The sequence below is a fragment of the Nostoc sp. genome (assembly GCF_036917675.1).
Taxonomy (GTDB): Bacteria; Cyanobacteriota; Cyanobacteriia; order Cyanobacteriales; family Nostocaceae; genus Nostoc.
Genome location: NZ_JBALCT010000034.1, coordinates 16,567 through 36,359, shown reverse-complemented (window position 1 = coordinate 36,359; position 19,793 = coordinate 16,567). Strand labels below are relative to the sequence as shown.

The 19,793-nt window shown below is 43.9% G+C and carries 15 protein-coding genes; 12 read left to right on the top strand and 3 right to left on the bottom strand.

Going from position 1 to position 19,793, the window contains the following annotated elements; genetic code table 11:
* Positions 1 to 495 precede the first annotated feature (495 nt).
* Positions 496 to 1,194 (top strand): PPC domain-containing protein, encoded by a 699-nt coding sequence (locus tag V7K31_RS11855; protein ID WP_335094524.1) that lies wholly within the window; start codon positions 496 to 498, stop codon positions 1,192 to 1,194.
* Between the two features lie 352 nt (positions 1,195 to 1,546).
* On the opposite strand, the gene V7K31_RS11850 is transcribed toward V7K31_RS11855, so the two are convergent.
* Entirely contained in the window at positions 1,547 to 6,244 is a 4,698-nt protein-coding gene (locus tag V7K31_RS11850; RefSeq protein WP_335094523.1) for a glutamate synthase-related protein, read from the bottom strand.
* A 947-nt stretch (positions 6,245 to 7,191) separates the two neighbouring features.
* Here V7K31_RS11850 and V7K31_RS11845 point away from each other — a divergent pair.
* The 9 genes from V7K31_RS11845 (at position 7,192) to V7K31_RS11805 (ending at position 16,840) form a co-directional block, all read left to right on the top strand.
* Entirely contained in the window at positions 7,192 to 9,237 is a 2,046-nt protein-coding gene (locus V7K31_RS11845; RefSeq protein ID WP_442941263.1) for a phosphodiester glycosidase family protein, read from the top strand.
* 314 nt (positions 9,238 to 9,551) lie between these two features.
* Positions 9,552 to 9,971, top strand: coding sequence for a cupin domain-containing protein (locus V7K31_RS11840; RefSeq protein ID WP_335094522.1), 420 nt, complete (start codon positions 9,552 to 9,554; stop codon positions 9,969 to 9,971).
* 240 nt (positions 9,972 to 10,211) lie between these two features.
* Entirely contained in the window at positions 10,212 to 10,538 is a 327-nt protein-coding gene (locus V7K31_RS11835) for a HesB/IscA family protein (RefSeq protein ID WP_335094521.1), read from the top strand.
* Positions 10,539 to 10,646: 108 nt separating this feature from the next.
* On the top strand, positions 10,647 to 11,030 hold the full coding sequence (gene rpsL / locus V7K31_RS11830) for a 30S ribosomal protein S12 (RefSeq protein ID WP_012410236.1): 384 nt from the start codon (positions 10,647 to 10,649) through the stop codon (positions 11,028 to 11,030).
* Between the two features lie 544 nt (positions 11,031 to 11,574).
* Positions 11,575 to 12,045, top strand: coding sequence for a 30S ribosomal protein S7 (gene rpsG, locus V7K31_RS11825; RefSeq protein WP_292831101.1), 471 nt, complete (start codon positions 11,575 to 11,577; stop codon positions 12,043 to 12,045).
* A 138-nt stretch (positions 12,046 to 12,183) separates the two neighbouring features.
* Entirely contained in the window at positions 12,184 to 14,262 is a 2,079-nt protein-coding gene (gene fusA, locus V7K31_RS11820; protein ID WP_335094519.1) for an elongation factor G, read from the top strand.
* A 23-nt stretch (positions 14,263 to 14,285) separates the two neighbouring features.
* Positions 14,286 to 15,515, top strand: coding sequence for an elongation factor Tu (tuf, locus tag V7K31_RS11815; RefSeq protein WP_335094517.1), 1,230 nt, complete (start codon positions 14,286 to 14,288; stop codon positions 15,513 to 15,515).
* Between the two features lie 161 nt (positions 15,516 to 15,676).
* A complete protein-coding gene (gene rpsJ / locus V7K31_RS11810) occupies positions 15,677 to 15,994 on the top strand; it encodes a 30S ribosomal protein S10 (protein ID WP_008232935.1) in 318 nt (105 codons plus the stop codon).
* Between the two features lie 198 nt (positions 15,995 to 16,192).
* The gene (locus tag V7K31_RS11805) at positions 16,193 to 16,840 is read left to right on the top strand and encodes an LON peptidase substrate-binding domain-containing protein (RefSeq protein WP_335094515.1); all 648 of its coding nucleotides are present in this window, start codon (positions 16,193 to 16,195) and stop codon (positions 16,838 to 16,840) included.
* Between the two features lie 135 nt (positions 16,841 to 16,975).
* On the opposite strand, the gene pheA is transcribed toward V7K31_RS11805, so the two are convergent.
* Positions 16,976 to 17,851, bottom strand: a complete 876-nt coding sequence (gene pheA, locus V7K31_RS11800) for a prephenate dehydratase (protein WP_335094513.1) — start codon at positions 17,849 to 17,851, stop codon at positions 16,976 to 16,978.
* A 227-nt stretch (positions 17,852 to 18,078) separates the two neighbouring features.
* On the opposite strand from pheA, the gene V7K31_RS11795 reads away from it, so the two are divergent.
* Both V7K31_RS11795 and V7K31_RS11790 read left to right on the top strand, forming a co-directional pair.
* Entirely contained in the window at positions 18,079 to 18,465 is a 387-nt protein-coding gene (locus V7K31_RS11795) for a VOC family protein (RefSeq protein WP_335094512.1), read from the top strand.
* 71 nt (positions 18,466 to 18,536) lie between these two features.
* Positions 18,537 to 19,124, top strand: a complete 588-nt coding sequence (locus V7K31_RS11790; RefSeq protein ID WP_335094511.1) for a DUF1997 domain-containing protein — start codon at positions 18,537 to 18,539, stop codon at positions 19,122 to 19,124.
* An 8-nt stretch (positions 19,125 to 19,132) separates the two neighbouring features.
* On the opposite strand, the gene V7K31_RS11785 is transcribed toward V7K31_RS11790, so the two are convergent.
* Positions 19,133 to 19,789, bottom strand: a complete 657-nt coding sequence (locus V7K31_RS11785) for a ribonuclease HII (protein WP_335094510.1) — start codon at positions 19,787 to 19,789, stop codon at positions 19,133 to 19,135.
* Between the last annotated feature and the right edge of the window lie 4 nt (positions 19,790 to 19,793).

Below are 19,793 nucleotides of genomic sequence, written 5' to 3'. Positions count from 1 at the left end.
TCCAACACGATCAAAACTTGGATCATTTAATTTTTTGAACTGTTCGGGATAAACAAGTATTTTTTATAGTTTATATTGCTATTTATAAATTTTTATAATCATTTAAGGTGCATCAAATCAGAAAAAAATAAAAAATAAACTTTTATTTTTTTTTGAAAGGAAAAAATAAATGATTTATTTTATATTTATTAAGTGGATTTTAATTAATCCCCAATCCTGATATAGAGTTTCCTAGTCTACTAAAGGAGACTAAAATTTTTGTTCCTGATATAGAGTTTCCTAGTCTACTAAAGGAGACTAAAATTTTTGTTAGCAAGGTTAGTAGCTTTGAAAACGTACCTCACCAGGTTGAAGAAAGCTATTACTAATAATTCGATGAAGCGTTACAAAATTCTCAACAGCGCAGAGATGCCTCACGGGAGATAAGCTTCAACTTGAGTTGTTAAGCTTCAGGTTTGATGGCTAAATATATCATTCACAAGGAGATTGTTTAATATGCGAGATCCAGGTAACGACTTGCAAACTGCATATAATCTTGGTAATGCAAGTGGCAGCTATGACTACGGGTTCACCAATCAAGTTGTTGGTCCTAGTGACACTAATGACTACTATAGCTTTACTTTGTCCAATAGTAGTAACTTTAGTATCAACTTATCAGGGTTGGGGGCAGATGCCGATTTACAATTACTTGATGCTTTTGGAACTGTCATTCAAAGTTCCAGCAGGGCTGGCACTGCTACTGATTCAATTAGTACCAACTTAAGTGCAGGAACCTACTATGCAAGAGTTTATCCTTATAGTAGTACCGACATCAGCTACAATATAAATTTTGCGGGATCAGGTGTAGGTATTGACCCAGGTGATACGTTTGGCACCGCCCTTGACCTTGGTGAGTTTGGTAGCAACGATTCCAGATACCAAAATGATTTTGTTGGCAGTAGCGATCAATATGATTACTACAAATTTAGTGTCAGCGAAGGCGGAAATTATAAAGTGCAAATTGACAATCTAACAGCAGATGCCGATCTCACACTCTATAGTAGCAATCAAGTTTTCCTTGGTTCTTCCGTTAATAGTGGCACCACACCGGATGCGATTACTAGCAACTTAGCTCCAGACACCTACTATGCAAGGGTTTCGTCCTTCCTCGGTACTAACAATACCAATTACACTGTGAGCGTAGCGGCTGTGTAACAGTAGACTCTGTTTTCTGAAATGATGTAACCGTTTACGCTCCTCCCCACCTCTCAACGATAAATCAAGGTTTTTGTCGATTTTGCCGGTGAGAGTGAATAATTGTTTAAGAATATAAACTTTATTCTTAAACAATTATGCTTATACCTCAAGGGTATTTCCCTTGGGGTATTTTGCTAATTAGGGTGTAACATATCATTCGGGATATGAGAACCATTGTCATAGAAAACCGGGTTTAGCGTTATTACATGAATACTACGAAAGTTTTTTGACGCTGAAAACCTTGTTTTATCGAAAGGCAGGCCGGAAAGCCCGCCTCACAAGATTGGATAATTTATTTGTTGGAAGTCTCTTAATGACTAGTCACTAAACTGAACTCAGTTGTTTTTTCAGGATTAGCTTCGGGACTATCAGCTTCAGAAGGTGGAACCAACTGCCAGAATTTCGGCAAAAATTCTTGCCAGTTTTGCAGAATTTTCTTCGCCTTTGGTGAACCAGTGCGTTCGACATGAGTTTGGATTAACTCTTGCAGTTGTTTTGCACCTACTTCTGTAATCACCCTCTGTATTTTGACAATTTCCGGGTTGACTAACTCACGAAATGAGTCGTCTTCATCTAAGAAGTATGCCAGTCCACCAGTCATTCCAGCAGCTACGTTACGTCCTACCTTGCCAAGGAGGACAATTACACCACCTGTCATGTATTCGCAGCAGTGATCCCCAGCGCCTTCAATTACTGCTATGCCTTTGGAATTTCTCACAGCAAAGCGTTCTCCTGCTTGACCGTTGGCAAATAATATGCCACCAGTAGCACCATAGAGGCAGGTATTGCCAACTATCACATTTTGTGATGCCTTATAGGTAGCATCAGATGGAGGTTTGATGATGATTTCACCACCATGCATCCCTTTTCCTACGTAGTCGTTTGCTTCTCCTTGCAGAGTCAAAATTATGCCAGGGAGGTTGAACGCACCAAAGCTTTGCCCAACACTACCTGTGAAATTGAGATTAATTTGTCCTTCAAAACCGCTATCACCATATTGAGAAGCGATCGCACCCGCTAATCTTGTACCTACTGTTCTGTCAGTATTGACAATCGGGTATGTTTTGGTGACAGTAGACTGATCCCTAATAGCAGTCTGAATATCGGCATCCGCAAGGAATTTGTCATCTAGAACCACGCCGTTGCTGTGGACTTCTTCATGCACCAACCAGCTACGATTTTCTCTGCTATCTGGTAACTGAAGTAAACAGTCGAGATTGAGCGATCGCGTTTTGGTGAGTTTTACCTCTGGGCGCAGTTTTAACAAATCTGCACGTCCAATGATTTCTGACAAAGAACGGTAGCCAAGTCGGGCTAGCAGACTACGCACTTCTTCGGCGATGAAGTAGAAGAAGTTGACAACTTGTTCCGGTATTCCTGTGAACCGTTTGCGGAGTTCTTCTTTCTGAGTAGCAACACCTACAGGGCAGGTATTCATGTGGCAAACTCGCGCCATAATACAGCCTTCAGAAATCATGGCAATGGAGCCGAAACCGAATTCTTCACCGCCCATCAATGCACCTATTACGACATCCCAACCACTCTTGAGTCCGCCATCTACGCGCAAAATCACGCGATCGCGCAGGCCATTTTCCATCAAGACGCGATGCACTTCACTTAAACCGAGTTCCCACGGTGAGCCAGCGTGTTTAATCGAACTTAATGGCGATGCACCTGTACCACCATCGTGGCCAGAAATCTGGATAATATCAGCGTTTGCCTTAGCTACACCAGCAGCGATCGTGCCAATGCCAACTTCTGAAACTAGCTTCACCGATACCTTTGCTTTGGGATTAATTTGGTGGAGATCAAAAATCAGTTGCGCTAGGTCTTCAATAGAATAAATATCGTGGTGTGGTGGTGGTGATATCAGCGTCACACCTGGCTTCGAGCGCCTTAACATCGCAATGTATTGGCTCACCTTGGGACCTGGTAGTTGTCCACCTTCCCCAGGCTTGGCACCTTGGGCAATTTTGATTTCAATTTGTTTGGCGTTGACTAGGTACTCTGGCGTAACTCCAAAGCGTCCCGATGCAACTTGCTTAATGGCACTATAAGCCTTATCACCATTCCGCAATCCTTTTAAATGAGGTAGGGTCGGTGAGTGACCAAACTCGTCTACATCATCTAAAACTGTATAGCGCACTGGGTCTTCGCCGCCTTCCCCTGAGTTAGATTTACCGCCAATGCGGTTCATAGCGATCGCTAAAGTTTCATGGGCTTCTCTTGACAAAGCGCCTAAAGACATCCCACCTGTACAGAAGCGTTTGACAATTTCAGCTACAGATTCTACTTCTTCTATAGGAATTGCAGTTTGATCGCCTTGGAAGTCCAGCAAGTCCCGCAAGGCTGTTACTGGTCTGCCTTGGAGATGCTTTTTGTAGACTTCGTAGTGGTCGTAGTTTTTGCCATCTAAAGCCTTATGCAGCACCTTGACCAGTTCTGGGCTATTCATGTGGTATTCTCCGCCAGGACGGTATTGCACAAAGCCCAGGTTTTCTAACTTCTTGGTCGTCAGTTCTGGGAAAGCCTTGCTATGGAAAGAAAGCACTTCATCAGCGAGTTCGCTAACACTCAAACCACCAATGCGGGAAGTCGTACCACGGAATCCCAGTTCGATTAAATCCCCACCGATGCCAATAGCTTCAAAGATTTGGGCTGCTTGATAGCTGGAGAGCAGAGAAATTCCCATCTTGGAGAGAATTTTTAGTAAACCTGATTCTACTGCTTTGCGATAGTTTCCTAAAGCTTGTTCTAGGGTCAGGGCTGGAATTTTCTCCACAGCCATTAACTTTTGAGTTTTGGGATCAGACCACCAATCACGAACCGTATCTAAAGCCATATACGGGCAAACTGCACCAGCACCGTAGCCAATAAGACAACCAAAGTGATGAGTACTCCAGCATTGGGCAGTATTGATAATCAGGGATGTTTTCATTCGCAACCCTTCACGAATCAGGTGATGATGTACGGCACCCACTGCTAACAGGGGAGGAATGTAGGTGGATTCTGTGCTGATACCGTCATTCACCCGATGATCGCTTAATATTAAAATCCTTGCACCTGCCCGGACTGATTCAGCTGCTTGTGCTTGTAAAGATTCTACTGCGGCTTTCAATCCTTCTGGACCAGTGGCGATCGCAAATAGGGTTGACAACTCGGCTGTGGCAAATCCTGAGAGCTTAATCGCCTCCAACTCTACCTCTGTCAACAGTGGCGACTCAAGTTTCAATCTCCGCGCATATTCTGGCTTAGGTTCTAATAAGTTACCCCGTTCACCCAGTTCGACTTTCAGAGACATTACTAGCTTTTCCCGGAGGGGATCGATCGCTGGGTTTGTCACTTGAGCAAAGCGCTGTTTGAAATAGTCATAAAGCAGGTGGGGCTTTTGTGACAACACCGCTAAAGGAATATCATCACCCATGCAGAAAGTCGGCTCTGAACCGGCGATCGCCATTGGGTGAATCACCATTTCTACATCTTCTGTGGTGTAACCAAAGGCTGTTTGAAACTGAAGCAAGCTTTGCTTGTCAACTTTGTCAGGTGTACTATGCCCGTTACCATTTTCAGCAGCCAGATGTCCATTTCCATTCCCATCTGATGACTGACTACTGACAATTTCTTTGAGTTCTTGACGGTATTGTTGCAGCCATTCACCATAAGGGTGCTGCTTGGCAATGCGCTGCTTAATCTCCCAATTCTTCAGCACTTCCTGGTTTACTAAATCCACGGCAATCATTTGCCCTGGTCCGAGTCTACCTTTCTCGACAATATCGGCTTCTGGGAAATCAACTACCCCAGCTTCAGAAGCTACAACAATGTAGTCATCTTTAGTAATCAGATAGCGAGCTGGTCTTAAGCCATTACGATCTAGTGTTGCACCAACTTTTTTGCCATCGCTGAATACTAAAAGTGCTGGCCCGTCCCAGGCTTCTTGTAGTCCACTGTAATATTCGTAGAAATCAACAATTTCTGGAGAGTCACGCAAAGAAGGCTGATTTTGGTAAGCCTCTGGAACCATAATCATTAAAGCTTCCAAGGGGCTGCGTCCAGAACACACCAACAATTCCAGTACGTTGTCTAGGGTAGCTGAGTCGCTGTTATCAATGTGAACTAATGGCTTGAGTTCTTGAATGCGATCGCCCCATACAGGATGATTCAGGCTAGCTTCTCGTGCCATCATCCAGTTAATGTTACCCAACAAGGTATTGATTTCGCCGTTGTGACCCAAAAGCCGCATTGGTTGAGCTAGAGGCCACTTGGGCATCGTATTGGTACTAAAGCGGCGGTGATAAACAGCAAAGCCGCTTTTGTAAACCGGATTTTTTAAATCGTGATAAAAGTTTCCCAAGACGGCGGAACGCACCATGCCTTTGTAGACAATTGTGCGATTTGACAACGAGCAGATATAAAATTCTTCTGAGATTTTGGTTGCAACCTTACTAATGCGGCGGCGGGTAATATACAATTGCCGTTCTAATTCATCGCCGCTTTTGTCAACAGAAGCTAACAAAACTTGTTCAATTTGGGGTTGATTTTCTCTTGCTTGTACCCCCAGTAAATCAGTTTGCACTGGCACTACTCGCCAACCCAGTACAATCAATTTTTCTTCAGCAGCTACTTGCTCAACAGTCGCCCTAGTTTTTTGTGCTGCTTCCTGGTCTTGTGGTAGAAAGATCATCCCCACAGCTATATTATTGGTGGATGGAAATTCCTTCCCCCTTTGGGCAAAATCTTGTTGGAACAACTCCCAAGGTATTGCTGTCAATACTCCAGCACCATCACCAGAGTCTTGATCAGCGCTACAACCTCCCCGATGCTCTAAGCAGGTTAAAGCAGCCAAGGCTTTTTTGACAATTTCGTGGCTGGTATGATTCTGGCGATGAGCAATAAAACCGACACCACAGGCATCTCGTTCCTCTACTAACCACTTTTGCCCCTGATATGTATCTCTTGAGTTGATCTTTGCTGTGATTTTCTGGTCTTGATTCATCGGTTTATTATTCATACCCTGTTCCTGAAGTATTGAGTTACCAATTTTGCCACTTAGATTGTGGGTGGGAAAAAATTTCTAAATTCAGCGATGGAGAAATATATAAGCACCAAAATTTAGGAAAAAAAATTTTAGGTTCTACTTATTAGTTCACCCGCGTTAGAATGTTGCGTATTCTTTATGTATTTATGCGGTGCTAGACAAATTACCTCCGCCAAGACATTATTTTTGCCCTGACAGTTTCTTTTTTATATTGTGAAGCTAAGTATTTTCTCAATCCCCTTTTTCCAGATGCACGCTAGCTACTCCTAGAGCCTATTTCGGCTCATCTGAAACAAAATTAAAACTCAAGGCTATACTATGTTTTAAAGCCAAATTCATCCTGAACCAGCAATAAGATCAGCGTATTACAATATATACCCATTTGACAATTCCCAAATATTTTTGTTGGTGTCTAAAGTTTTGCTGCTTACCAGTTGCCAGACATCTCACTATTTAACTACACCCAACTGAACTAGCAACAATCGCAACCTTCAGTCAGGATTGAATATCTTAATCCAGTTTTGATAACCAAGACCACCGTGTATAGTGTGGTTCTAATTAGTGCCAGTTCAAACACTAGGTTGCAGTGGACTTAGCCCCTAAATGGTTATTTATGTTTAAAAGAGATAACAAGCCAGTATATATAATACCATGTTTTCTCAAAAAGAAAGTCATGTTTTTTTATCAAAACAGAATTCAGTAGTCAGGAGTCAGAATTCAGCATGAATTCTGACCGAAAAAGCGCATGAATAGACGGCGTTTTTACACCCCCACCAAATCTATGATTTGGTGGTCAATAAGACAGTGGCGGGTCTGAATCCCCCACTGATTAATTCTGACTTCTGAATTCTTCTTCAAATTTCCAAATAATTAGTTAGTTTATACCTTGGGTGATACTTTTCAAAAGTACCTAGTAAATTATGGTAAAAATGCCGAATTGTTGCCAATTAGGGAATAGCGATCGCTTTGCCAATGCCAAGGGCGATCGCAGGTTTTTCCGGGCTACTGTGTCACCAATATTTTTGATAGCACTGTGCTTAACTACTACCTGCGCTACCAACGCCCAGGAGTTGCCGAAAACCATCAAATCAATACCCAGGTTAACCTCACAGTCACCTGCATCTCCTTTAACAAGTGTGGCCTCTGGTAATCAAATTTCCCTCAATGGGCGTACCTTACCAGGAACTTGGTTGCAGCGACCTGGAAAATCTGGTCAGGTGACAACTCTCCTCAGTGACGGGACATTCAGGCAATTAATAGGAGTAAATTTCTTAAATAGTAGCAACTGGGCAAGGCAACCAATACAGTGGTTTTCGTCAGTGACAACACCACTGATTTTAGCCACCAAGCTACTGGGAGCATATCGCTATCTGGATATTACTAATTTTGCTCAAACATCTGGATGGCAAATCCAAGTCAGTGGCAACATCTTGGTAATTGCTACCCCAAAGGCGCAAGTGACAAATATTATTCAGAGCCAGCAACCTTCAGACGCGAGTGTTACTCCTTTACAACAGACTCGGATTCTTGTCGATTTAGATCGTCCAACTCCCTGGCAAGTCACAGAAGGGTTAGCGATCGCAAAACCTCAAACTCCATCCTCTGATTCAAACACACTAACTCCCAAATCTACTGTACCGCCAAATCGAGAGTGGACAGTTACCCTGGATGGAATAGCCGATCCTGTTTTGATAGAACGCTATACCCCCCAGCTACCACCAGCACCACCAACATTGCTGCAAAATCTACTCAAACAATTATCACCAGCACCAGCACCAGCCCCAGCCCCTGAACCACTGATTCAACATATAGAGGTGGTGAAAAACCAAACGATTATTAGTCTGAGCGTTCCCTTTGGTTTATCGCCTCAAGTTAATACTGTAGCTAACCCCAATCGCCTGATTATCGATATTCGACCCGATCCTTTAGAAGAACGGGATATTACTTGGGCACCAGGATTGCGCTGGCGACAGCATTATGTCAACTTAGGCACAGAACGCTTTCCTGTGGTTTGGTTAGAAGTTAATCCCGGTAAATTTGGGCTAACGTTGAAACCTATGTGGGCTAGTCCTGATGGGCTTGCGGGTACTGCTCCCTTAATTCAAACAGCACAACGTTACTTAGCAGTAGCTGGGATTAATGGTGGTTATTTTAACCGTAATAACAGATTGCCATTGGGTGCGATTCGTCGGGATAGTCAGTGGTTATCAGGCCCCATTCTTAATCGAGGTGCGATCGCTTGGAATGATTCTGGCCAATTTTACTTCGGTCGTCTCACCTTAGAAGAAACTTTAATCACAGCAAATAACCAGCGCTTACCAATTCTGTTCCTCAACAGTGGTTACATCCAGAGTGGCATTGGTCGTTACACCCCAGCTTGGGGATTAACTTACACGCCCCTGACAGACAACGAAATTATCCTAGTGGTACAGAAAGACCAAATTACTGAACAGTTACCAGGTGGCAAAGGAGGTGGTATAGCGGTTCCCATTCCCCAGGATGGCTACCTGCTAACTTTACGCGCTAACGCTGCTAATGCAGCCTCACAACTACCTATTGGAAGCGCAGTAAGTATTTCCAGCGTCACGGCTCCAGCTGATTTTAGTCGTTATCCCCACATTATTGGAGCGGGTCCGCTATTAGTCCAAAACCGTCAAATTGTCCTTGATGCCAAAGGCGAAAAATTCAGCAATGCCTTTATTGCCGAAAAAGCTATTCGTAGCGGTATTTGCACAACGGCAACAGGCACACTGATGATTACTGCCACACATAATCGTGTCGGCGGTTATGGGCCTAATTTGGCAGAACATGCCCAATTGATGCAACTCATGGGCTGTGTGGATGCCCTCAATTTGGACGGTGGTAGTTCTACCAGCCTTTACTTAGGAGGGCAACTACTGAACCGCTCGCCTAGTACCGCCGCTCGTGTTCATAATGGAATTGGTATTTTCCTGCAACCACGTTAACAATTCAAAATTCAAAAATAATAGGACTTACGCATTAATAATTAGGGAATAGGGAAGTCTCTTAATTACCAATGCCCAATGCCCAATGCCCCATCCTTTTTTAAAGTTTAGAACAAGCTGCCATTTTGCTTGATGAAGACTTGGTATAGACATAGTAGTTTTAGTAGTGATGATTTACACCATAAGGTTTGATTTTGCTATGTTTATGACGGTGCGACAAAATTGCTGATTTTCAAGGTTGCAAGATAGCGCCAAAATTTTTATTAATAGTAAAACAGTACCAACGGTTTGTTATGGCTCCAAATGAGGTAACTATGGCTCGATATCAAGAAACTACACAGACTGAGACTCTACACCTACCTCCAGCTATCACTTCCAGAGGCGTTGCTGCAACAGAGTTACGTCCTTGGGGTGCTTTTACAGTTTTGGAAGAAGGGCGCGGATACAAAATCAAGCGCATCGAAGTTAAGCCCGGACACCGCCTCAGTCTACAAATGCACCACCACCGCAGCGAACATTGGATCGTTGTCTCTGGTACAGCTAGGGTAACTTGTGGTGAGCGAGAAGTACTACTGAGCAATAATGAGTCAACCTATGTACCTCAATGTACATCTCATCGTTTAGAGAATCCTGGCGTGATCCCCTTGGTGTTGATTGAAGTGCAAAATGGCGAATACTTAGGAGAAGATGATATTATTCGCTACCAAGATGATTATGCTCGTACCAAGGATTAAAACTATCTAAAGGCTTTAATCCCAAAACTGAATACATATATTTTTTTGTGCAAACCCTCTTTGGTAAACACTGCACACCAGAAGTCCCTACCTTAAGGTGGGGACTGAAGCATATTAGTGCTATAAATGTAGTAATAGCGATCGCGCTCATGGGTTCGATGATTTGGTACAGGGAGATAGCAAGGGTCAACCCATCTGTAAAATGAAGATCGGGTATTCAATTGCAAAAAAACGAGTTCCATGATTCATCTGAGTCCAGCAGCCGCGAGTGAGATTGGGCGAATAAAGTCCAAGCAGCAACCAAATGTCTTGTTTAGATTGGCAGTAAAACCAGGTGGTTGTTCCGGGTTCTTTTATGATATGTCCTTCGATAAAGCAATAAAAGTTGGCGATCAGGTTTTCGACTTGGATGAGATTCAAGTAGTCATAGATAAAGCAAGCTTAAATTACCTCAACGGTTTGAGGGTTGATTATTCAGAAGACTTAATGGGTGGTGGTTTTCGCTTCCACAACCCCCAGGCGATCGCTACCTGTGGCTGTGGCAATTCCTTCTCCTTGAGTCATTAGTCATTGGTCAAACAAATGAAAAATAACAATTGACATAAAGCAGTAAAAAACGATATAATCAGGATTTGTTAAAACTTAGACCATAAGCAGCTTTACGCGCTGTAACTCATGCCAACAATACAGCAGCTAATACGTAATGAACGCGAACAAGCGCGTCAGAAAACCAAGTCCCCGGCTCTGAAACAATGTCCCCAACGTCGGGGAGTTTGTACCAGAGTTTACACGACCACACCAAAAAAGCCTAACTCAGCTCTACGCAAAGTAGCAAGAGTCAGACTTACCTCTGGATTTGAAGTCACAGCTTACATTCCAGGCATTGGTCACAACTTACAAGAACACTCGGTTGTGATGATTCGTGGCGGTCGGGTTAAGGATCTACCAGGCGTGAGATACCACATTATCCGTGGCACCTTAGATACAGCCGGAGTCAAAGACCGCAAGCAAGGCCGTTCCAAGTATGGAACCAAGCGGCCTAAAGAAGCGAAAAAATAGGATTAGACGATTAATCGCATCCAACACGATTAATCGTCTGCCTTAAAAGCGCTCAAGGACAAAAAATGATCGCCGCCTGTGTTCTAACAGCAGTTATGAAGGCTACTAAAGTCTGTTTCAAAAAAGCAAGCTATACCTACACTAAGCGAGCAAGTGTAGAAGTTCTGAGGAGAACGCTGTAACCCACAGCAAAATTCTCATCTGGACATTAAAGTTTATAATCTTGTCGCCTTAAGTATTTAGTTGCAGGTAGCAAGTCAAACAATTTTAGATTTGCGATTTGCGATTTTGGATTTACCCGACCCAAAAGGGAATAGGGCTTAAAGATTCTCGATTTTTGATTTGTTCCAACCGCAAGGGTAGGGGCATATAACGAAAACTCTTAATCCAAAATTCAAAAATCAAAAATTGGCAGTCAATAGATCAGCCTCGCTGCAACAGTCGAAGAAAATTCAGGAAGTCTGAGGGTTGGGTTGCACCGTTTTTAGTTTCCGGTGTCTGATAGCATATAATTTCGTTGCCAATTCCGAATTAAAGGTGAAGTATGTCTCGTCGTGGTGTTATTCAAAGGCGCCCAGTTCCGTCTGATTCCGTATATAACAGTCGCCTTGTGAGCATGATTATCAGGCGGATCATGCGTCATGGCAAGAAATCGCTTGCCGCACGGATTGTTTATGATGCATTGAAAACTATTGAGGAACGCACTGGTAGCGCTGCCTTAGAAACCTTTGAAAGAGCGGTGCGAAATGCCACGCCTTTAGTAGAAGTAAAAGCTCGGCGAGTTGGCGGAGCAACCTACCAAGTACCAATGGAAGTCCGTACAGAACGTGGCACTACCCTAGCACTGCGTTGGTTAGTGCAATATTCCCGGTCTAGACCAGGCCGCACAATGGCAAGCAAATTGGCAAATGAGTTAATGGATGCTGCCAACGAAACTGGAAATGCCATTCGCAAACGGGAAGAAACGCACCGGATGGCGGAAGCTAACAAAGCATTTGCACACTATCGTTACTAAGTAGAAAAGCGATATATCGCCCTCCCGAAGCGGTATATCGTAGATTTACAAAAAAAAGGCGGTTTTCCGCAAAAGTATAGAATCTTAACAAAGAGTAATATACAAGATATCATGAGGCAAAAACTATAGGAGGTAATTGTGGCACGCACGATCCCGCTAGCGAAAGTACGCAACATCGGTATTGCGGCGCATATAGATGCGGGCAAAACAACAACAACAGAGAGAATATTGTTTTACTCTGGAATAATTCATAAAATTGGCGAAGTTCACGAAGGAACTGCCGTCACAGACTGGATGGAGCAGGAGCGGGAGCGAGGAATTACTATTACTGCGGCTGCTATCAGTACCAGTTGGAAAGATCATCAAATTAACATTATCGATACTCCGGGTCACGTAGACTTCACAATTGAAGTTGAGCGTTCCATGCGCGTGTTAGATGGTGTAATCGCAGTATTTTGTTCTGTGGGCGGCGTGCAACCGCAGTCTGAGACAGTGTGGCGGCAAGCAGACCGCTACAAAGTTCCTCGGATCGCCTTTATCAACAAAATGGATCGCACTGGAGCGAACTTTTATAAAGTTCACGAGCAGATGCGCGATCGATTGCGGGCGAATGCGATCGCTATTCAACTACCAATTGGTAGTGAAACCGAATTCAAAGGTATCATCGACTTGGTACGTCAACGTGCGTATATTTACGCAAACGACCAAGGAACCGATATCCAGGAAACGGATATCCCCGAGGAATTGCAAGCGCAGGTAGATGAATACCGCGTCAAGCTAGTGGAAGCAGTTGCAGAAACTGATGACACTCTGATGGCTAAGTACTTCGAGGGCGAAGAACTGACAGACGACGAAATCGCTCTTGGCCTGCGTAAAGGCACAGTTGCTGGCACAATCGTACCAGTACTTTGTGGCTCGGCATTCAAAAACAAAGGCGTGCAATTGATGCTGGATGCCGTTGTCGATTACCTGCCATCGCCAAGTGAAGTGCCGCCAATTCAAGGCTTACTGCCGAATGGCGATAGCGTTGAACGGCGGGCTGATGACAACGAACCCCTAGCGGCTCTGGCATTCAAGATTATGGCTGACCCTTATGGTCGCCTGACATTTGTTCGCGTTTATTCTGGTGTGTTGAAAAAGGGTAGCTACGTCCTCAACGCTAGTAAGAATAAAAAAGAACGGATTTCCCGCTTAGTTCTGATGAAAGCAGATGACCGACAAGATGTCGATGAACTGCGAGCGGGTGATTTGGGAGCAGCCCTGGGATTGAAAGACACCTTGACAGGTGACACGATCTGTGATGAAGGATCGCCAGTAATTCTGGAATCCCTATTCATTCCTGAGCCTGTAATTTCGGTGGCGGTTGAACCCAAAACCAAGAATGACATGGATAAACTATCCAAGGCTCTGCAATCTCTTTCCGAAGAAGACCCCACCTTCCGTGTCCGCGTCGATCCGGAAACAAACCAAACCGTGATCGCGGGGATGGGAGAGCTACACCTAGAAATTCTAGTAGACCGGATGTTACGAGAATTCAAGGTGGAAGCGAATGTTGGTGCGCCGCAAGTAGCTTACCGGGAAACAATTCGGAAAGCTGTGAACAAAGTTGAGGGCAAATTCATCCGCCAAAGTGGTGGTAAAGGTCAATACGGTCACGTTGTGATCAATTTGGAGCCTGGAGAACCCGGTAGTGGTTTTGAATTCGTCTCCAAAATTGTCGGCGGTACAGTACCTAAAGAGTACATCAACCCAGCCGAACAAGGAATGAAAGAAAGCTGCGAATCCGGTGTTGTCGCGGGATATCCGTTGATTGACGTCAAAGCGACGCTAATTGATGGGTCATATCACGATGTAGACTCTTCGGAAATGGCTTTCAAAATCGCTGGATCAATGGCGATGAAAGAGGCTGTGCTGAAAGCTTCACCCGTCCTCTTAGAGCCTATGATGAAAGTTGAGGTTGAAGTTCCCGAAGACTATATCGGGAATGTCATTGGTGACCTGATCGCCCGACGGGGGCAGATTGAAAGCCAAAGCACTGAACAAGGACTCGCTAAGGTGACATCCAAAGTCCCACTGGCGACCATGTTTGGCTACGCTACTGATATCCGGTCGAAAACCCAAGGTCGGGGCATCTTCTCAATGGAGTTTAGTCGCTACGAAGAAGTACCTCGCAACGTGGCTGAGGCAATCATTGCTAAAGGCAAAGGGAACGCTTAGTTAAAATAAGGAAATGAGCATTCATGGCACGCGCAAAGTTTGAAAGGAATAAACCCCACATCAATATCGGTACCATTGGCCACGTTGACCACGGTAAAACCACGTTAACAGCAGCCATCACCATGACCTTGGCAGCTATGGGTCAAGCTATAGCTAAGGGTTACGACCAAATCGATAACGCGCCAGAAGAAAAGGCGCGGGGTATTACCATCAATACCGCTCACGTTGAGTATGAAACTGCTAGTCGGCACTATGCTCACGTAGACTGTCCTGGACACGCTGACTATGTGAAGAACATGATCACCGGCGCTGCCCAGATGGATGGTGGCATCCTCGTAGTAGCTGCTACCGATGGACCGATGCCCCAAACCCGCGAACACATCCTGTTGGCAAAACAGGTCGGTGTTCCCAGTCTGGTTGTCTTCTTGAACAAGGAAGACTTGATGGATGACCCAGAACTCCTAGAACTAGTGGAACTAGAACTGAGAGAATTGCTTACCAGCTACGATTTTCCTGGCGACGATATCCCCATTGTCAAAGGATCTGGTCTGCAAGCTCTGGAAGTAATGGCTAAGAATCCCAAGACCCAACGGGGTGAAAATCCTTGGGTAGACAAAATCTACGAGTTGATGGACGCTGTAGATTCTTTCATCCCCACCCCTGAGCGGGATGTTGATAAGCCCTTCCTGATGGCTGTAGAAGACGTATTCTCAATCACAGGTCGTGGTACTGTCGCCACCGGTCGGATTGAACGGGGTATTGTCAAAGTTGGCGATAACGTTGAACTAGTGGGTATCAGAGATACTCGCGCCACTACCGTAACTGGTATTGAAATGTTCAAGAAAAGTCTTGACCAAGGTATGGCTGGGGACAACGCTGGCGTACTCCTCCGGGGTATTCAGAAGGCTGATATTGAACGGGGTATGGTAATCGCCAAACCAGGTTCAATTAAACCTCACATTCAATTTGAAGGTGAAGTTTACGTTTTAACAGAAAAAGAAGGTGGTCGCAAGACTCCATTTTTCTCCGGCTACCGTCCCCAGTTCTACGTGCGGACAACCGACGTAACTGGTACGATCAAAGCCTTCACCTCTGATGATGGCAGCGAAGCCGAAATGGTCATGCCAGGCGATCGCATTAAAATGACAGTAGAATTGATCAACGCGATCGCTATTGAACAAGGAATGCGCTTCGCTATCCGCGAAGGTGGCCGCACTATCGGTGCTGGTGTCGTCTCCAAAATTTTGAAGTAGCACCTTTTTGCTCATAACGAAGGAGCAGAGATGGTATTTATTGTGCCTCTCTGCTCCTTTCTCTTCCCTCAAACAATTTTAGATTTTGGATTTTGGATTTTGGATTGAATCTAAAATCTAAAATCTAAAATCTAAAATCTCTAGAACCTGGAAAATTAAAGATGGCAACTCTACAGCAGCAGAAAATTAGAATTCGCTTACAAGCCTTTGACCGCCGCCTATTAGATACATCTTGCGAGAAGATTGTAGACACAGCTAACCGCACCAACGCTACAGCTATAGGCCCAATTCCTTTACCAACAAAACGCCGGATCTATTGTGTGCTGCGATCGCCTCACGTAGATAAAGATTCACGGGAACACTTTGAAACCCGTACTCATCGCCGGATTATTGACATTTATCAGCCCTCTTCTAAGACTATCGATGCCCTGATGAAATTGGATCTACCATCGGGTGTAGATATCGAAGTCAAACTTTAATTAGTCATTGGTCATTGGTCATTGGTCAATAAACAAAGGACAAATGACAAATGTGATTAGTATGAATATTTACATTGCCCTGAAGAAATATATCTCAGGGCTTTTATTTAGCTGGGAAACAAATGATAGAATGTAAACAAAGTACGGGAAAAGCAGAGAAAAATTATTTTTTAAGATTAAGTTTATACCAAGGTAAGAATGACATCATCTTCTAAAATTGCAGTTCGTGAACTACCTCTGTTCCCGTTACCCGAAGTAGTTCTATTTCCTACAAGGCCATTGCCCCTGCACATCTTTGAATTTCGCTACCGAATCATGATGAACACGATTTTGGAGAGCGATCGCAGGTTCGGTGTTTTGATGTTCGATCCTGTTAAAGGTACAATTGCAAACACTGGTTGTTGTGCGGAAATCGTTCATCATCAGCGACTCCCAGATGATCGGATCAAGATGTTGACTTTAGGGCAGCAAAGATTTCGTGTATTAGAGTATGTTCGTGAAAAGCCATACCGCGTTGGCTTAGTGGAGTGGATTGAAGACCAAGCGCCGACTAAAGATTTGCGACCTTTGTCTTCTGAAGTAGAACAACTACTTCGAGATGTTGTGCGTTTGTCAGCCAAATTAACCGAACAAAATATCGAGTTGCCAGAAGATTTGCCTGATCTACCAACAGAGCTATCTTATTGGGTAGCCAGTAATCTTTACGGTGTCGCCGCAGAGCAGCAGTTATTGCTAGAAATGCAAGATACTTCAACTCGTCTAGAGCGGGAAGCAGAAATTTTAACTTCTACTCGGAATCACTTGGCAGCTCGCGCTGTTCTCAAAGATACATTTAATGAAAAGTGAGGAGAGACGCGATTAATCGCGTCTGTACAGGAGTTAGGAAAAAATAACAAAAAATAAAAAATTGATAACTTATAATTTATAGTCCCTAACTGATAACTGATAACTCTTAATTCCTAACTGATAACTCCTAATTTATCAAGTAACAGCACTGATCGGCAAAACATTGTAAACGCCAAGAATTTTTAAAATTTCTGTGTGGATGGTTAATTCTGCTAAAGCAGATTGCATTTGTGCTTCCTTGGCATCCGCTTCTAAATCCATGAAAAACAAGTATTCGCCTAGCGATCGCTTCGTCGGACGAGATTCGATCCGGCTAAGATTAATCCCTAACTGGGCAAATATTTGCAAAGGTTTGACTAATGCTCCGGGTGCATTGGCAGGCATACTAAAAGCTAGCGATGTATGGCTGGCTGGCACTTTTGATATCTGGTATCCGGCGTCCGCTTCACCCTGACTTACTACCCAAAAACGAGTAAAGTTTTCTGGAGAGTCGTTAATGTTAGTAGCAAGTATGGGCAATTTGTAGAGTTGAGCAGCTCTACTAGAAGCGATCGCTGCTGTTGTTATGTCTTGCTCTAATCGCTCTAGTGCTTCGGTTGTAGAATTGCTGGGAATAATCTGTACAGTCGGCAGAAACCGCTCTAACCATCGCTGACATTGTGCCAAAGCTTGCGGGTGAGAGTAAACAGTTTTTATATTATCTAAGCTAGACGCGCAGGAAATTAAAGTATGAGCAATGGGTAATACCAAAGCCAACTGAATTCGCAAACTGTCCAACTGCCAAAGTGTATCCAGTGTTGTACTCACACTCCCTTCAATAGAATTTTCCACTGGCACAACAGCCAAGCGGGCTTGGCCATCAGCAACGGCGTGCAGTGATTGAGAGATGGTGGGATAAGGGCTTAACATAGCTTCAACTACCGTACTTTTAGTCAACCAGTTGACATAAAAAACAGCTGCTTGTTCTGTGTAAGTGCCGGGAGGCCCTAAATGTGCGATCGATAAAGTCATGGTGTTTATTAGTTATCTGTTCAATTTATAGACTATATCGTGGCTAAACCCAGCCTTTCTTTATTGATCGAGAATATTTGGTTGAACTTGATTCATTTGATTGCGTACCGCTCTTTTAGGTAGCGTAATTATACAGTTTGTCACTGTTCAATGGTGTGGGGGCTTGACTGAGTAGAGCAAATGTACTAATTTGATTTCAGTGGTTGTTTAAGTGAGAAGTAAATATTATGAAGTTCTCCTACACAATTCTCTATGTAAAGGATGTTGCCCAGTCGGTCGCTTTTTACGAAAAGGCGTTCGGACTAAAACAGCAATTTATTCACCAGAGCAAACAATACGTCGAGATGGAAACGGGTGGAACAACTCTCGCTTTTGCCTCAAATGAACTTGCAAAATCTAACCTTCCCCAAGGATTCCAAGAAAACAGTCTGTCAAATCTACCTGCTGGTATTGAGGTTGGTTTTTTAACAGACGATATAGCAGCAGCTTTATCGCGTGCCATAGAAGCTGGTGCTGTGGTTGTTGTAGATGCCAAAGTTAAGCCTTGGGGACAAACAGTGGCTTATGTCCGTGATTTAGATGGAATTCTTATTGAAATTGGTAGCCCAATGTAAACTAAATTAAAAAAATAAACACAAGAAATTAATCAATAATAGAAGTATCAAACAATTACTTCCTTCAATTCATGGCTACCAAGTTTACTGCCTCACAATCAGTGGAAATTGCTGTTCCAGAGCAGCCTATTCCCATTCAGCACTACTTGCGTCAGCCTCAGCGTTTGGTTAAGGCTTTAGTTGACAATAGCCGGATTCAGCAGCTTTCTGAGGAAGTATTTCGCTTGAAAATGCGTCCGCTAACTTTTATGTCACTAAGTATTCAACCTACTGTAGACATGAGAGTGTGGGCGGAATCAAATGGAGTTATTTATTTGCGATCGCTAGGCTGTGAAATCCTCGGTTTCGAGTATATTAACCAGCGCTTTGCTCTCAATTTAAAAGGGTATTTGTCTCCTCAAGAGTTTAGCACTGGCACTCGCCTCCAAGGAATGGCTGATTTAGAAGTGCTGGTGGATTTCCCACCGCCATTTTCCTTCACTCCTAAGCCGATTTTAGAAGCTACTGGCAATGGTTTGCTCAAAAGCGTGCTGTTGTCGGTCAAGCAACGGTTATTAAATCAACTTTTGGCGGATTACCGCTACTGGGTGGTATCACAAACCAAAGATAGAGGACTTGACGGTGATAGTACTGAATTACCAATCCTGAATGCTGAGTAATTATTTCATCACTCAACACTCAGACATTTGATTTGGCAAGGACGAAAAGACTGACGATGCAGGGGCGAAGGCCCGTATTGTTGCAAAGCCAGCAAATGTCGCTGGCTACCATAACCCTTGTTACACTCCAGGTTGTACATCGGGTATTTTAATGCTAAACGTAGCATCAGTTCGTCACGCCAAACCTTAGCGACAATACTAGCAGAGGCAATAGCGAGCGATCGCTCATCCCCTTTGACTATTGTTTGTTGCGGCAGTAGTAAGTCTTTGATTGACTGATTACCGTCAATCAAGCAAAGTGCAGGCTGTACCTTTAACTTCAGCACAGCCCGCTTCATTGCTAACAGCGTCGCTTGCAAAATATTTATCTTGTCAATTTCGGCAGTAGAAGCAAACCCAATTTTCCAATCTATAGCCAGCCCACAAATTTGTTGCGCTAGCTGAGTTCTACGAGAACTAGACAACTTTTTACTGTCTTTAATTTTAGCTGCCATCAATATTGGCAAAGCATGATCTGGTAGAATCACTGCTGCCGCCACCACGGGGCCAAATAGAGCGCCTCGCCCTACTTCATCCACACCTGCAACCAACCCTGGAATCCCTGACAAGGTAGAAAACTCCAGCCAACTGGATTGTTTTAAGGGTGCTGGCGACGTTTCTACCATAAAA

Coding starts and splice junctions, on each gene's coding strand:
- V7K31_RS11855 (WP_335094524.1), top strand. CDS start 496: ATGCGAGATCCAGGTAACGACTTGCAAACTGCATATAATCTTGGTAAT.
- V7K31_RS11850 (WP_335094523.1), bottom strand. CDS start 6,244: ATGAATAATAAACCGATGAATCAAGACCAGAAAATCACAGCAAAGATC.
- V7K31_RS11845 (WP_442941263.1), top strand. CDS start 7,192: ATGGTAAAAATGCCGAATTGTTGCCAATTAGGGAATAGCGATCGCTTT.
- V7K31_RS11840 (WP_335094522.1), top strand. CDS start 9,552: ATGGCTCGATATCAAGAAACTACACAGACTGAGACTCTACACCTACCT.
- V7K31_RS11835 (WP_335094521.1), top strand. CDS start 10,212: ATGATTCATCTGAGTCCAGCAGCCGCGAGTGAGATTGGGCGAATAAAG.
- rpsL (WP_012410236.1), top strand. CDS start 10,647: ATGCCAACAATACAGCAGCTAATACGTAATGAACGCGAACAAGCGCGT.
- rpsG (WP_292831101.1), top strand. CDS start 11,575: ATGTCTCGTCGTGGTGTTATTCAAAGGCGCCCAGTTCCGTCTGATTCC.
- tuf (WP_335094517.1), top strand. CDS start 14,286: ATGGCACGCGCAAAGTTTGAAAGGAATAAACCCCACATCAATATCGGT.
- rpsJ (WP_008232935.1), top strand. CDS start 15,677: ATGGCAACTCTACAGCAGCAGAAAATTAGAATTCGCTTACAAGCCTTT.
- V7K31_RS11805 (WP_335094515.1), top strand. CDS start 16,193: ATGACATCATCTTCTAAAATTGCAGTTCGTGAACTACCTCTGTTCCCG.
- pheA (WP_335094513.1), bottom strand. CDS start 17,851: ATGACTTTATCGATCGCACATTTAGGGCCTCCCGGCACTTACACAGAA.
- V7K31_RS11795 (WP_335094512.1), top strand. CDS start 18,079: ATGAAGTTCTCCTACACAATTCTCTATGTAAAGGATGTTGCCCAGTCG.
- V7K31_RS11790 (WP_335094511.1), top strand. CDS start 18,537: ATGGCTACCAAGTTTACTGCCTCACAATCAGTGGAAATTGCTGTTCCA.
- V7K31_RS11785 (WP_335094510.1), bottom strand. CDS start 19,789: ATGGTAGAAACGTCGCCAGCACCCTTAAAACAATCCAGTTGGCTGGAG.